Source organism: Streptomyces sp. NPDC088812, assembly GCF_044750285.1.
Lineage (GTDB): Bacteria > Actinomycetota > Actinomycetes > Streptomycetales > Streptomycetaceae > Streptomyces.
In genome coordinates this window covers 53,138-67,987 of the sequence record NZ_JBIVJP010000029.1, presented here as the reverse complement: position 1 = coordinate 67,987, position 14,850 = coordinate 53,138, and the positions used below count along the sequence as shown (strand labels likewise).

The 14,850-nt window shown below is 72.3% G+C and carries 7 protein-coding genes; 6 read left to right on the top strand and 1 reads right to left on the bottom strand.

Annotated elements, in window-relative coordinates:
• Position 1: 1 nt before the first annotated feature.
• The 6 genes from ACIP67_RS37990 to ACIP67_RS37965 are packed head-to-tail and all read left to right on the top strand — an operon-like array spanning position 2 to position 13,993.
• A complete protein-coding gene (locus tag ACIP67_RS37990) occupies positions 2-4,465 on the top strand; it encodes an amino acid adenylation domain-containing protein (protein ID WP_401698113.1) in 4,464 nt (1,487 codons plus the stop codon).
• The gene (locus tag ACIP67_RS37985) at positions 4,462-8,547 is read left to right on the top strand and encodes an amino acid adenylation domain-containing protein (protein ID WP_401698112.1); all 4,086 of its coding nucleotides are present in this window, start codon (positions 4,462-4,464) and stop codon (positions 8,545-8,547) included. Before ACIP67_RS37990 ends, ACIP67_RS37985 begins: the two co-directional genes overlap by 4 nt.
• A complete protein-coding gene (locus ACIP67_RS37980) occupies positions 8,544-9,656 on the top strand; it encodes a Gfo/Idh/MocA family oxidoreductase (RefSeq protein WP_401698110.1) in 1,113 nt (370 codons plus the stop codon). The genes ACIP67_RS37985 and ACIP67_RS37980 overlap by 4 nt, the downstream gene beginning before the upstream one ends.
• A gap of 27 nt (positions 9,657-9,683) precedes the next feature.
• Complete coding sequence (locus ACIP67_RS37975) at positions 9,684-11,474, top strand: ABC transporter ATP-binding protein (RefSeq protein WP_401698109.1); 1,791 nt, start codon at positions 9,684-9,686, stop codon at positions 11,472-11,474.
• Positions 11,471-13,186: an ABC transporter ATP-binding protein gene (locus tag ACIP67_RS37970; protein ID WP_401698108.1), complete on the top strand. Its 1,716-nt coding sequence runs from the start codon at positions 11,471-11,473 to the stop codon at positions 13,184-13,186. Before ACIP67_RS37975 ends, ACIP67_RS37970 begins: the two co-directional genes overlap by 4 nt.
• Before the next feature lie 6 nt (positions 13,187-13,192).
• A complete protein-coding gene (locus ACIP67_RS37965; protein WP_401698185.1) occupies positions 13,193-13,993 on the top strand; it encodes a thioesterase II family protein in 801 nt (266 codons plus the stop codon).
• Between the two features lie 9 nt (positions 13,994-14,002).
• On the opposite strand, the gene ACIP67_RS37960 is transcribed toward ACIP67_RS37965, so the two are convergent.
• Positions 14,003-14,686, bottom strand: coding sequence for a TetR/AcrR family transcriptional regulator (locus ACIP67_RS37960; RefSeq protein WP_401698107.1), 684 nt, complete (start codon positions 14,684-14,686; stop codon positions 14,003-14,005).
• Positions 14,687-14,850: the final 164 nt, after the last annotated feature.

The window sequence follows — 14,850 nt, the reverse complement described above, 5'->3', positions numbered from 1 at the left end:
CATGGACCTTCAAGCCCTGCGCGAAGTGGTATCCGGTGTGCTCGGCATCGAGCTGACCGCGGCGGACGACGACTGCAACCTCTTTGAGCTCGGCCTGCAGTCCATGGACCTGATGCGGCTGGTGAGCCGGCTCAACCGGGAGGGCCTCGACGCCTCGTTCGCCGAGCTGGCCGAGGACCCCCGGTTGTCGGCCTGGCCCGGGATGCTGACCCCCCTGGAGGGCGGCGAACCGGCGCCGGAGGCCGTCGAGAAGCACGACGACGAGGCGGATCGGAGCTTCCCGCTGACCGCGGTGCAGCAGGCGTATCTGATCGGCCGTGCCGAGGGCCAGCCCCTCGGCGGCGTCGGCTGTCACAACTACATGGAGTTCGACGGGGTCCGGCCGATCGAGCCGGACCGTCTGGAGCGGGCCGTGCGGGCGCTGCTCGCACGGCATCCGATGCTCCGGGCGCGCTTCGCGGACGACGCGACCCAGCAGGTCCTGCCCCGGTCCCCGTGGCCCGGTCTGACCGTCCATGACCTCCGCGCCCGGCCGGACGCCGAGGCGGCGGCGCTGGAGCTGCGCGAGCGGCTGTCGCACCGGGTGCTGGACGTCGGCCGCGGCGAGGTCATCGACGTCCAGCTGACCCGGCTGCCCGGCGGGGTCGACCGGCTCCACTTCAACACCGACCTCCTGGTCGCCGACCTGGCCAGTTTCCGGCTGCTGCTCGGCGAGCTGACCGCCCTGTACGAGGACCCCGACAGCCTCGACGAGGTCGGCTACACCTTCGGCCGGTATCTCGCGGACCAGGCCGCAGGCCGCCGGACCGAGAGCGAGCGGGCCCGCCCGTACTGGCAGCGGCGGGTGCCGTCGCTGCCGGGCGGCCCGAAGCTGCCCCTGGCGATCGACCCCCTGGCCGTCGCCGCCCCGCGCTTCGCCCGCCGGTACTTCGACCTCACGGCGGACGAGTGGACCGCCCTGGAGCGGCGGGGGAACAAGGCGGGCCTGACCCCGTCGGTGGTGCTGGCCACCGCGTACGCCATGGTCCTGAGCCGGTGGTCCGGCGACGAGCGCTTCCTGCTCGGCCTGCCGCTGTTCGACCGCGATCTCGGCGCGCACCCCGAGATCGAGCGCGTCGTGGGTGACTTCACCGGTCTGGTGCTGCTGGAGGTGGACCTCTCCGGGTCAGGCTTCCAGGAGTGCGCCCGCGCCGTGCAGAAGCAGGTGCACGAGGACATCGGACACGCCGCCTACAGCGGCGTCGACGTCCTGCGCGACCTCGCCCGCTCCGACCCGGACGCGCCCCGCACCGCGCCCGTGGTGTTCTCCCTGGACCTGTCGGCGCCGCTGATCCCGGACGTGTTCGCCGAGCGCTTCGGCGACGCGAGCTGGATGATCTCCCAGACGCCGCAGGTCTGGCTCGACCACCAGATCTACCGCACCCGGGACGGCAGTGTGCGGATGGTCTGGGACGCCGTCGAGGAACTGTTCCCCGACGGTGTCCTCGACACGATGATGGCGGCCTACGAGGCGCTGGTCCGCGACCTGATCGACGGGGAGTGGGAGACCGCGCCCCTGAGGACGCCGTTGCCCGCCGCGCAGCGGGCCACCCGGGAGGCGGTCAACGCGTCCACCCGGACCATGACCGGCAACCTCCTGCACACGGCGTTCTTCGAGCGGGCCGCCGACCGCGCCGGGAGGCCCGCCCTGCTCTGGGGCGACGACGCCTCGATGACGCACGACGAGCTGGCCCGGGACGCGCTCGGCATCTCCGCCGCGCTCGCCGGGCGCGGAATCGGCCGCGGATCGTACGTCGCCGTGGTCGCCCCGAAGGGACCGCGGCAGATCGCGGCGGTGCTCGGGGTGCTCGCCGCGGGCGCGGCGTACGTCCCGGTCGGCGTCGACCAGCCCGCGGAGCGGCGCGCCCGCATCCTGGAGCTGAGCGGCGCGGAGGTCGTCCTCGACGGCAGCGGGGCCCTGGGAGCGACCGAAGCGGGTGTCGAGGTGCTCCCGATCGAGAGGGCGCTCCTCACGCCCCCGCTGGGCGCACCGGTGCCGGCCGAACCGGGGGACCCCGCGTACGTGATCTTCACCTCGGGCTCCACCGGCCTGCCCAAGGGCGTCGAGGTCAGCCATCGCGCCGCGGTCAACACCGCCGAGGACCTCAACGAGCGGTTCGGCATCGGGGCGGACGACCGGGTGCTGGCGGTCTCCGCGCTGGACTTCGACCTCTCGGTGTGGGACGTCTTCGGCTTGCTCGCGGTGGGCGGGGCCGCCGTCCTGGTCCCGGAGTCCGGGCGGCGCGACGCCACCGAGTGGCTGACGCTGTGCGAACGGCACGCGGTGACCGTCTGGAACACCGTCCCGGCCCTGCTCGAAATGGCGTTGACCGCGGCGGACGGCTCGCCGCTCCCCGGCTCGCTGCGCCTGGCCCTGCTGTCCGGCGACTGGATAGCGCTCGACCTGCCCGAACGGCTGGCGCGGGCGACGGACGGCCGCTGCCGGTTCATCTCGCTCGGCGGCGCGACCGAGGCCGCGATCTGGTCGAACGCGTACGAGGTCACCGAGGTCCCGGCGGGCTGGCGCTCGATCCCTTACGGGAAACCGCTGCGGAACCAGAAGTTCCGGGTGGTGGACGGGCGGGGCCGGGACTGCCCCGACTGGGTGCCCGGCGAGCTCTGGATCGGCGGCGCGGGGGTCGCGCTCGGCTACCGGGGCGACCCCGAGCTGACCGCGGAACGCTTCCCCGAACACCGGGGCGAGCGCTGGTACCGCACCGGTGACCTCGGCCGCTACCGGCCCGACGGCAACCTGGAGTTCCTCGGACGCCTCGACCACCAGGTGAAGATCAACGGCTTCCGGGTCGAACTGGGGGAGATCGAATCCTGCCTCCAGGGGCACCCCGAGGTCGCCCAGGCCGTGGCCGTTCCGGTCGCCGAAGGGCGCGGGGAACTCGTCGCCGCCGTGGTCGAGCGCTCGTCCGCACCGGACCGGGTCCACGCGGAACCCGACCGTGGCCGGAACCCGTTCCTGCCGCCCGCGGCCAGCGGCGAGACCGACCCGCATCAGCTCGAACACCGCCTGGTGGAAGCGCTGTTGGCGCAAGTCGTCGCACCGCTGACCGGATCCGACGGCGTCCGCCCGTCGGTCTGCGCCGAACAACGCCCGGTCGTGGAGATCTGGTTCGCGTATCTCACCGAGCGCGATGTGCTCGTCCGCGCCGCCGACGGTACGCACCGGCACGGCGCCCGCTGGGACGAGGTCACGCGCCCGGAGTGGATCGCATCGGCCCGAGAGGCCGCCGCCGGGACCTTCTTCGAGACCGTCGCGGCCGCGCTGCGCTGGGCCGGACCGCTCCTGTCGGCCATCCTCTCCGGCGACGCCGACGCCACCGCGCTGCTGGACGACCCGGTACTGGCCCCGGAGGCGCTCGGCGATCTGATGCCGGCGACGGCCGACTGCCTCCGGGCCGTCGCCGAGGACCTGCGGGCACGCGGCGGCGACTGCGCGACCCCGCGCGTCGCGGAGTGGGACGTGGCCGGGGGCCGTGGCACCGCGCGCCTGCTCGCCGGACTCGGCTCCGCCCCGGTCGACTACACGCTGCTCGGCTCCTCGAAACCGGCGCTGGCCAGGACCCGGACGCTGCTGGAGGAGCAGGGCCACCGTACCCGCACCGCATGGCAGAGCCCCGACGCCGTCGCCGTACAGCACCTCCACACCTACGACGCCGTCGTGGCGAACAACGTCCTGCACCGCATGCCGGACCCGGATCTGGCCGTGGCCACCCTGGCCCTGCTGCTCGCCCCGGGCGGCCGCCTCCACCTCCTGGAGCGCGCACACCCGACGCCGCTCGCGCTCGTCACCGCCCTGCCGTTGGAGGCACGGGCGGGGAGGTTCGCGGCGGGCCGCCCCGAAACCCCCTGGCTCCACGGTGCCGAGCGGTGGCGGCAAGCCTGCACCGAAGCCGGCCTGACCGACGTGCGGGTCCTGCGCACCGAGCCCGGCGGCGGGATCCTGCTCTCCGCGGACCGGCCCGGGACGGCCCACGGGATCGATCCCGCCGGCCTGCGCGGCTGGGCGGCCGACCGGCTGCCGCAACACATGGTCCCGGCCCACTTCGCCGTCCTGCCCGCGCTGCCGCTCAGCGCCAACGGAAAGATCGACCGGCGGCGGGTGCGGACCATCCTCGAACAGTCCGTCGACCGGCCGCGTGACGTGGACGATCCGCCGCGGGGCGACACCGAGACCTTCGTCGCCGACCGGTGGACGAAGCTGGTCGGACTGGAGTCGGTGGGCCGCAACGAGAACTTCTTCAGGCTCGGCGGCGACAGCCTGCTCGCGACCCGCTTCGTCGCCGAGGTGCGCGGAGCCTGGGGCGTCGAACTGCCCATGCGCGAGGTCATCCGCACACCGACCGTCGCGGGACTCAGCGCACTGATCGACCGGCTCCGTGCCGCCGACGCATACGAAGAGGGTGCGGTGTGAACGCCAACGACCTGCTCAAGGAGTTCTCCGACGCCGGGATCCAGCTGTGGCGCGAGGGCGAGAACCTCCGCTTCCGCGCCCCCCGGGGCGTCATGGACGACCGGCGTCTGGCGGAGCTGCGCCGCCACAAGGCGGAACTGCTGACCCTCGTGGCGGACACCGGAGCGAGCCGCGAGGAGGACCCGGTCTGGCAGGACCGGCCCGACGAACGGGACCGGCCCTTCCCCCTGACCGACATCCAGTCCGCCTACCTCTTCGGCCGCAACCCGGCCTTCGGTTACGGCGGCGTCTCCTGCCACCTCTACCAGGAGCTGGACTATCCGGCCGGCCTGGACCCGGCCCGGCTGCAGAGCGCCTGGGACGGTCTGGTGCGCCGCCACGACGCCCTGCGGACCATCGTCCACGAGGACGGCACGCAACGCGTCCTGCCCGAACCGAAGGACACCCGTATCGCGGTCGCCGACCTGCGTGACGCCTCCGACGACGAGGTCGCCAAGGCCTTCGCCGGAGTGCGCGACGAGCTGTCGCACGCCGTGCACCCCACGGGCGAACGCCCCATGTACGAGCTGCGCCTGACCCTGGCCGCCGACCGGAGCGTCCTGCACCTGTCGGTGGACTTCATGGCGCTGGACTGGCTCAGCATCCAGCAGGTGCTCACCGAGCTGGACCGCCGCTACCAGCAGCCGGACTGCGCCCTGCCCGAGATCGACGTCACCTACCGGGACTACGTGTCCGCCGAGCACCGGCTGCGCGACACCGAGCGGTACGCGCGCGACCGCGCGTACTGGTGGAACCGCGTCGACGAACTGCCCGGACCACCCGTCCTGCCGCTGCGCGACGACCACGATCCGGTGACGACGGCACCGCGCTTCCGCCGGCTGACGACGACGCTCGACGACCGGGTGTGGCAGTCGCTCAAGACCCGCGCCGCCGAGCAGGGCAGCACTCCGGCCAACGCCGTGCTCGCGGCGTACGTGGAGACGATCGGCCGCTGGAGCGGCACTCCGCGCTTCTGCGTCGGACTGCCCGTGCTGCACCGCCTGCCGCTGCACCCGAGGGTGGACCGGCTGCTGGGCGACTTCACCTCGCTGAGCCTGCTCGCGGTCGACCACGGGGAAAGGACGAGCTTCGCGGAGCGCGCCCGCGCCCTGGGCGAGCGGCTCTTCGACGACCTCGACCACCGGCTGTGCAGCGGGGTCGAGGTACTGCGCGAGATCGCCCGGCGACGGGGGCGCGAGGAGGCGATGCTGCCGGTGGTGTTCACCGGCAGCATCGGTGTCGGCGGCGATGCGGTGTCGGCCGCGGGCAGGAAGCCGCGGCCGTCGTACGGCATCAGCCAGACACCGCAGGTGTGGATCGACTGCCAGGTGGGCGACCAGTTCGGCGGCCTGGACGTGAACTGGGACATCCGCGAGGGGACCTTCCCCGACGGCATGGTGGACGACATGTTCGCCGCGTTCGAGGCGTTGCTGCACCGGCTGGCCGAGGGCACCGAGCCCTGGACCGCGGTGGATCCCCAGCCGCTGCCGGAACGCCAGCGCACCCGGCGCGCCGAGGTGAACGCGACCGCCGCGCCGGTGCCCGAGGGCCTGCTGCACGATCCGCTCGTCGCCCGTGCGCGCGCGTTCCCCGACCGGGTCGCGGTGATCGACACCGCCGGGACGCTGACGTACGCGCAATGGCTGGGAGGGGCCGCCGCGGTGGCGGCGCGGCTCCGGGCCGAGGGGTGCCGCCCCGGTGACTTCGTCGGCGTCCTCATCGACAAGTGCCGGGACCAGGCCGTCGCGGTGCTCGGGGTGCTGCTCGCGGGCGGCGTGTACGTCCCGGTCGACTCCGGCCAGCCCAGGATCCGACGCGACCGCATCCTCACCGACAGCGGCGTCGGGTTCGCCGTCGCCGCCGACGCCGCGACCGGTGAACTCCCCGAAGGCGTGAGGGCGGTGACCGTGGCAGGGCTGCGGCCCATCCCGCTCGCCGAGATCCCCGAAGGCCCCCGCGTCGCGCCCGACGACCTCGCCTATGTCATGCACACCTCGGGGTCGACCGGAGTGCCCAAGGGCGTGATGATCAGCCACCGCGCCGCCCTCAACACGGTGCTCGACATCAACCACCGCTTCGGCGTCGGCGCATCCGACCGCGTCCTGGGGCTGGCGGCGCTGAGCTTCGACCTGTCCGTCTACGACCTGTTCGGCCCGCCGGCCGTCGGCGCGGCCCTCGTCCTGCCGGACCCCGCGCGCCGCGGCGACCCCTCGCACTGGGCCGAGGCCGTGGCCGAGCACGGAGTGACGCTGTGGAACTCGGTGCCCGCGCAGCTCCAGATGCTGCTGCACTACCTCGACGCCGAACCCGCCGGTCCGGAGAGCCTCCGGCTGGCGCTGCTGTCGGGCGACTGGATCCCGCTGACCCTGCCCGGCCACGCCGGACGGCACCTGCCCGGCACCGAACTGATCAGCCTGGGCGGGGCGACGGAGGCGGCGATCTGGTCGATCCACCACCCCGTCACGAACGTCGAACCCCACTGGCGCAGCATCCCGTACGGCATCCCCCTGGCGAACCAGCGCTTCCACGTGCTCGACACCGCGCTGCGCGACCGGCCCGACCTGGTCGCCGGCGAGCTGTACATCGCGGGCACCGGCCTGGCGACCGGCTATCTGAACGACCCCGAGCGGACGGCGGAGCGCTTCGTCCACCACCCGGAGACGAAGGAGCGGCTCTACCGCACCGGCGACCTCGGCCGCTACCTGCCGTCCGGTGAGATCGAGTTCCTCGGCCGCGCGGACCAGCAGGTCAAGATCCGCGGACACCGGATCGAACTGGGCGAGATCGAGGCCGTGCTCGGCGAGCACCCGATGGTGGGCACGTCGGTGGTCCTGGCGGCGGGCGACAGCGCCTTCGAACGGGCCCTGGTCGCCTTCGTGATCGCCCGGCGGGAGTCCGGATCCGTCGAGGCCGGGGAGCTCATCGGATGGGTGGCCGACCGGCTGCCGGCGCACATGATCCCCGCGCGGGTGCGCCTCGTGGAGACGCTGCCGCTCACCCCGAACGGCAAGGTCGACCGGAAGAAGCTGCTCGCCTCGGCCCCGACACCCACCGCGCCGCGCGACGAGCCCTCCGAGCCGCCGCACCCGGGCGTCGAGCGACGGATCGCCGACCTGTGGGCCGAGGCCCTCGGGGCCGAGCCGCCGAGCCGCGAAGCGGGATTCTTCGACGCGGGCGGGGACTCGCTACTGGCGGCCCGGTTCGTCGGGCGGGTCCGCGAACTCGTGCCCGAGGCGGCGCACCTCACCTTCGACACCCTGCTCCGCGCCCTGCTGGACACCCCCACGGTCGCCGGCCTGGCCCGGTGGCTGAGGTCCGACGCCGGGGCGGCTCCGGCCACGGGAGCGGCCCCGGCGGCCCGCACCTCGTCGCTGATCCCGCTCGCCGGATCCGGGGCGGGACCGGTGCGGCTGCTGGTGCACGACGGATCGGGCACCCTGACGCCGTACAACGCGCTCATCACCGAACTCGGCACGGAAGCATCCCTGTTCGGGATCGCCGTGCCCGACGGCGATCGCTGCATCGACATCGCCGCACCGGACCTCGTCGAGGAACTGGCCGGCGGATACGCCCGCGAGGTGCGGGCCGCCGGGTTCGACGGCGTGGAGATCATCGGCTACTGCCTCGGCGGCCCGATCGCCCTGGAGCTGGCCCGCGCCCTGAGCGAGGCCGATGTGACGGTACGGCGGCTGACCCTGGTGTCCAGCTACCGCATTCCCTCCCCGCCGCACGACGACCTCAAGGTCGGCCATGCCTTCACCCGGATGACGAGCGCCGATCCGGCGGTCCTCGTACCGATCCTCGACGCGGTGGCGCAGTACGATCCGCTGCCGTACGCGGGGGACATCACCTTCCTGCGCCCCGTCGAGCCCACGCCGGGCGTCCCCGGACCCACGGACGACACGAGCGCGTTCTGGCGCGGGATGTGCCTGGGGGACGTGACGGTGGTCGACGTACCGGGCGATCATTTCAGCTGCCTGCAGAGGCCTCATGTGACGCGCCTGGCGGACGCACTCTCCGCGCGGCCCGCGCAGCGCCGATGACCCGCCCGATGCGCGTCGTCGTCTGCGGCACCCGTTTCGGCCAGGTGTACGCCGCGGCCCTCGCCCGTGCGCCCGAGCGCTTCCGGCTCGTCGGCATCCTGGCCCGGGGCAGCGCCCGCTCCGCGGCGCTCGCCGAGGAGTACGGCGTCCCGCTGTACGACGCGGTCGAGCAGCTGCCCGACGACGTCGACGCGGCCTGTGTCGTGGTGTCGACCGCGGTCGGCGGCGGGCGCGGCGCGGAACTGGCCAAGGACCTGCTCGAACGCGGCGTCCATGTGCTCCAGGAGCATCCGGTCCACCCGGACGAGCTGGCGGACTGCCTGCGGGTGGCGCGCGGGTGTGGGACCCAGTACTTGCTGAACACCTTCTACCCGCACCTCGAACCGGTCCGGCGGTTCACCTCGGCCGCCCGCGAGCTGGTCCGGCTGCGCAGGCCGGTGTTCGTCGACGCCCTGTGCGCGGTGCAGGTCTCCTTCGACCTGCTCGACATCCTCGCCGGGATCTTCGACGGGTTGCGGCCCTGGTCGATCACCGGGGTCGGTGCGCGCGTCGGCCGCCCGCTGGTCGGGGTGGACGCCCAGATCGCGGGTGTTCCGCTGACGCTGCGGGTGGAGAACCGGATGCAGGCGGGTGACGACAGCACCAGCCTGTTCCTGCACCGGATCACCATCGGCACCGACGCGGGCAACCTGATGCTGGCCAACACCCACGGTCCGGTGATCTGGAGCCCGGTGCTGCGCCTGCCGTCGAACCCGGAGGGGCGGTTCTTCCCGGGCCGGTCGGGTTCCGCGCCGGGGTGGGCGGACGATTCCGGTCCCACCGGCGCCCATGTGGGTCCCACCGGGACGCCCACCTGGGAGGACGCCGTCCACGACGTGTGGGGCGACGGGGTGCTGACCGTCCTGGGCGAGCTGCGCGAACGCGTCGAGGCGGGCGTGGACCCGCTGCACGGCCAGCAGCGCCATCTGACCGTCGCCCGCGCCTGGAAGGAGCTGACCGAGGCCCTGGGCTATCCCGAGGCCGCCGAGCCCGAATCCGGGAAGCCGCTGACCGCCGGCGATCTCTGGCCGGAAACCCTGTCCCCCAGGGCCCACAGCCGAGTAAGGTGATATTCGTACGCGTACGATTGGAGAGTGATGAGCGCGATCGACGCTGTTGGAGCGGGGGAGCGGTCCACGCCGACGTCGGACTCCGACTCCGTGGAGAAGCAGAGCCTGTCCAGGCTGCTGCGTCCTCATGTCCGTAAGTTCGCGGCCGTCGCGATCCTGCAGGTGATCGGCGCTCTCGCGGGACTCGCGCCCTTGCTGGCGGTCGTCGAGCTGGGCCGCACCCTGCTGGCGCCGGGCCCGATCGACGAGGGGCACGTCTGGACGGCCGTGATCCTGGGCGCGGCCGGCCTGTTCGTGCGCCTGCTGTTCACCGCCGCGTCCTCGGGACTCGGCCATGTGCTGGACGGCCAGGCGCAGCTGACGTTCCGCCGGCAGCTCGCCGACCGGCTCGGCCGCGTGCCGATCGGCTGGTTATCCCGCCGCAAGACGGGCGAGCTGGCCAAGGTGGTGGGGGAGGACGTGAGCGCCGTGCACCCGCTCATCGCCCATGCGCCCGGCGAGCTCGTCTCCGCGTTCGTGGTGCCGCTGGTGTCGCTGGTCTACCTGTTCACCATCGACTGGCGGCTCACGCTGATCACGCTGATCCCGGTGGTGATGGCCATTGCCCTGGTCCCGCTGCTGATGCTCCCCGCCAGGACGCGCGAGCAGGAGGAGTTCGACGAGGCCATGGGACGGATCGCCGGCTCCGTCGTCGAGTTCGTGCAGGGCATCTCGGTGGTGAAGGCGTTCGGCGGATCCGAGCGCGCCCACGGGAAGTTCCTCACCGCCGTCGACGACTTCGTCGGGACGTTCTTCCGGTGGGTGCGCGGCATGTCCCTGGTCGCCGCCGGGATGCAGCTGGCGCTGTCCCCGCCGTTCGTGCTGCTCGTCGTCCTGATCGGCGGCACGTCCATGATCACGTCCGGCAGCCTGGCCCCGGCCGACCTGCTGCCCTTCCTGCTGCTGGGCCTGGGCCTGACGGCCCCGGTGGCGGCCCTGGGCCACGGCTTCGACGACATGCAGGCCGCCGGCCGCGCGGTCGGCCGGATCAAGGAAGTCCTCGACGTCGCGCCGCTTCCGGAGCCCGCGCATCCGGTCGCGCCCCAGGGACACCGGGTGGAACTGCGCGATGTCCGCTTCGGCTACGAAGAGGACCGTGAGGTGCTGCGCGGGGTCGACCTGGTGCTGGAGCCGGGGACCTTCACCGCGCTCGTCGGACCGTCGGGAAGCGGGAAGTCGACCCTGGTCCAGCTGCTGCCGCGGTTCTTCGACCCGAGCCAGGGCTCGGTCGCCATCGGCGGCGTCGACCTGCGGGAGATCGGCAGCCGGCAGCTCTACCGCACGGTCTCCTTCGTCTTCCAGGACGTCCGCCTGCTGCGCGCCTCGGTCGCGGACAACATCGCGCTCGCGGTGCCGCACGCCGAGCGCGACGATGTGGTGCGCGCCGCCAAGCTGGCCCACATCCACGACCGGATCCTCGACATGCCAGGCGGCTACGAGACGGTGATCGGCGAGGACGTCAAGCTCTCGGGCGGCGAGGCCCAGCGGATCTCCCTCGCCCGCGCGCTGCTGGCCGACGCACCCGTCCTGGTGCTCGACGAGGCGACCGCCTTCGCCGACCCGCAGACCGAACAGGCGATCCGCCAGGCCCTGGCGACCCTGGGCGGCGAGCGGACGATCCTGGTCATCGCCCATCGCCCGGAGACGGTCGCCGACGCCGACACCGTGGTGATGCTGGAGAACGGGTCGATCGTCGAGCGGGGCCGCCCCGCCGAACTGCTGGCGCAGGAAGGAAAGTTCGCCGAGTTCTGGCGATCCCAAGGAGGACAGCCCCGATGATTCGAACGCTGCTGCGCGTACTCGGACCCGAGTACGCCCAGGCGATGCGCCGCACCGTGGTCCTGATGACGATCACCGCGATGGCCGAGGGTCTCTCCTACGCGCTGCTCGTCCCGGTGCTGCGGGAACTGTTCGGCAGCACGCCGGACGACGCCGTGCCGTGGCTGATCGCGTTCGGGTCGGCGGTCGCGGTCTACGCCGTGCTGCGCTACGTCAGCGACCTCTCCGGCATGCGCGTCGGCACCAAGATGCTGCACGGCATGTACTACCGGCTGGGCGAGCACCTGGCCCGGCTGCCGATCGGCTGGTACAACGCCGGCCGGGTCGGCGAGGTCTCCGTCATGGCCAGCCGCGGCCTGCTCCAGGCGATGGGCGTCTCCGCGCACCTGTTGGCCCCGTTCATCTCCGCCCTGGTGACCCCCCTGACGATCGTCGCCGTGATGATCGCCTTCAACTGGCAGCTGGGCGTGGCCGCGTTGATCGCTGCACCCGTCGTGGCGGCGATCCAGAAGTGGACCGCGCGCTCGATGGCCGGCACCGACGCGGACCGCCACGAACGGGACAAGGAGGCATCGGACCGCGTCATCGAGTTCCTCCAGGCCCAGCCGGTGCTGCGCGCCGGCGGCCGCACCGGAGAGCGCTTCGAACTGCTCGACGACTCGCTTCAGGAGGTCCAGCGCTCCTCCCGGCGTACCGTGCTGGCGATGCTGCCCGGCGCGGTGGGCCTGACGGTCGCGGTGCAGGTGGCGTTCACCGCGGTGCTGGCGCTGGGCACCTCCCTCGCGCTCGGCGGGAGCATCGGGGCGGCGGAGGTCCTGACGATCCTGGTGCTCGCGGCCCGCTGCGCCGATCCGTTGCTGTCGCTGTCGGACATCGGCGCGGGGCTCCGCGGCGCCCGGTCCGAGCTGGAGCGGCTCGACAAGGTCCTGAGCACCGCGCCGCTGCCGGAACCCCGTGAGCCCGTCCGGCCGGTCGGCCACGACCTGTCGTTCGAGTCCGTCACCTTCCGGCACGGCGAACGCACGGTGTTCGACGAGGTGTCCTTCTCCGTGCCCCAGGGGCAGCGGCTCGCCGTGGTCGGACTGTCGGGTGCGGGCAAGAGCACCCTGCTCCAGTTGCTCGCCCGGTTCTACGACGTGGACTCCGGCGCGGTGCGCGTGGGCGGCGTGGATGTGCGCGAGATCGACACCGACGTGCTGATGGCACAGATCGCCATCGTCTTCCAGGACGTCTATCTCTTCGACGGCACCATCGAGGAGAACGTGCGCCTCGGCCGTCCCGACGCCGACGAGGCCGACGTCCGCGCGGCGGCGACCGCGGCCCGGCTCGACGAGGTCATCGAGCGGCTGCCCGGCGGGTGGGAGGCGAACGTCGGCGAGGGCGGCGCGCTGCTGTCGGGCGGTGAGCGCCAACGCGTCTCCATCGCAAGGGCGTTGCTGAAGAACGTGCCGATCGTCCTGCTGGACGAGGTGACCTCCGCCCTCGACCCGGTCAACGAGACCGCCGTCCACGAGGGCATCGAGCGCCTGATGGCCGGGCGGACCGTGGTGATGGTCGCCCACCGGATGCGGACCGTGCAGCGCGCCGACCGGGTCCTCTTCCTGGAGGGCGGCCACATCGTGGAGGAGGGCAGCCACGACGAGCTTCTCGCCCGGAGCGGCCGCTACGCCGACTTCTGGAACATTTCCATGGCACCGGCAGCGAGTGAATGAGTGGGTATGCGTATCGATTCCTTGTCGGGGGGCCGGCGGGCCGGAGCATTCCGTCGGCTCGCGTCCCGCCCCTATGCCCGGGCCCGCGTGCTTCTCTTTCCGCATGGCGGCGGCAGTGCGAGCTATTACCGTTCGTGGGACCGGTCGGCACCTTGGGACATCGAATTCTTCGCCGTTCAGTACCCGGGCCGGGAAGATCGATTCGGCGAACCGGTGCCGGACGATATCCAACGGCTCGCCGCTGTACTGGCGGCCGATCTCCCGCTCGACGGGCCACCGGTCCCGACGATTCTGTTCGGGCACAGCATGGGGGCCGTCGTCGCCTATGAGGTCGCCCGACATCTGACGGCGGCGGGGGACCCGCCGATGGGCCTGGCCGTGTCCGGTCACCCCGCCCCGGCGCTGACGCGGCCGGGCCGGATCCACCTCGGCAGCGACGAGGAGCTGATCGAAGAACTGCGCCGCACCGACGCGACGCGGCTCGACCTCCTCGACGACGCCCCGCTCGTCCGGACGTTCCTGCCCATGATCCGGAGCGACTACCGCTTGAGCGAGACCTATCGGCCGTCGCCCGGCGCGCGGCTGCGGACACCGGTCACGGTGCTGTACGGCGACCAGGACCCGGAGATCACAGCGGCCGAGGCCCAGGGGTGGCGCGAGGTCACCGACGCCCGATGCGCGTTCCGCACCTTCGAGGGCGGGCACTTCTACCTGGACGAACACCGCGACGCGGTCGTCGCAGTCCTGGCGGCGTGCGCGCGGACGGCGTCCGAGAAGATGTCGGTCCCCTGGCCGTCCGCCCCGTGAAGCCGCCGGCTACCGGCCCTCCACGGTCTCCTCCGACCGCAGCAGCCCGTCGATGATCGCCGTCAGGCCCTGGCGGTGGGTGTCACGGCCGTTGAGCTCGGCCCATCGATCGGCGACCGCCGCCAGCCGGGGGTGAGTACCGCTCATCAGGCCGGCGACGACCTGGTCCTCGTAGGTCGGTCCGGTGGCCCGGCCGCGTCGCTGCTTGTCGTTCGCACGGATGATCAGGTCGCCGACGATGGTGAACCAGATCGTCCGGTAGATGTACACGGCGTGTTCCGGCGTGTGTCCGTAGTCCACGGCCGCGCTGATCATCTCCTCGACGAACCAGAGCGCCGAGGGGGCGATGAGGTCGCCGCCGGCCACCACCTGCACGATCCACAGCCGGTCGGCGAGCAGCTCGTAGAGCATGATCGACACCGCGATCAGTCGCTCCCGTGGGTCCTCCGGCAGTTCCGGGCGCGGTATGCGCCGGGCCTGGGCCTCCATCAGCATCAGAAGCAGTTCGTCCTTGTTGCGAACGTGGTAATAGAGCGCCATCGGCGCGCTGTCCAATTCGTTCGCCAGGCGCCGCATCGAAATCTTTCCCGCGCCCTCGGTCTGCAAAATATTTTCCGCCGCGGTGATGATGGCATCGAGGGACAGATGAGGTGGCCGGCCGACGGCCTTGGTGCGGGATTTTTCTGCGGGCATCTCATCCTCCATATGGGTGGGTCGATTCTAGCATTCCGCAGCTGTGGAAAGTGCACACCGGTCGGGGTGAAACGAACATTGTCGGGTCATGAGGCCGATGCTAGTTTGGCTGTATTCGTGCGTTCTTGCTTCACTGGAAAAAGGCGCCACGGAAAAGAGGGCGT

Excerpts from the sequence above, each read along its gene's own strand:
- ACIP67_RS37990 (WP_401698113.1), top strand. The coding sequence starts at position 2 with ATGGACCTTCAAGCCCTGCGCGAAGTGGTATCCGGTGTGCTCGGCATC.
- ACIP67_RS37980 (WP_401698110.1), top strand. The coding sequence starts at position 8,544 with ATGACCCGCCCGATGCGCGTCGTCGTCTGCGGCACCCGTTTCGGCCAG.
- ACIP67_RS37975 (WP_401698109.1), top strand. The coding sequence starts at position 9,684 with ATGAGCGCGATCGACGCTGTTGGAGCGGGGGAGCGGTCCACGCCGACG.
- ACIP67_RS37970 (WP_401698108.1), top strand. The coding sequence starts at position 11,471 with ATGATTCGAACGCTGCTGCGCGTACTCGGACCCGAGTACGCCCAGGCG.
- ACIP67_RS37965 (WP_401698185.1), top strand. The coding sequence starts at position 13,193 with ATGCGTATCGATTCCTTGTCGGGGGGCCGGCGGGCCGGAGCATTCCGT.
- ACIP67_RS37960 (WP_401698107.1), bottom strand. The coding sequence starts at position 14,686 with ATGCCCGCAGAAAAATCCCGCACCAAGGCCGTCGGCCGGCCACCTCAT.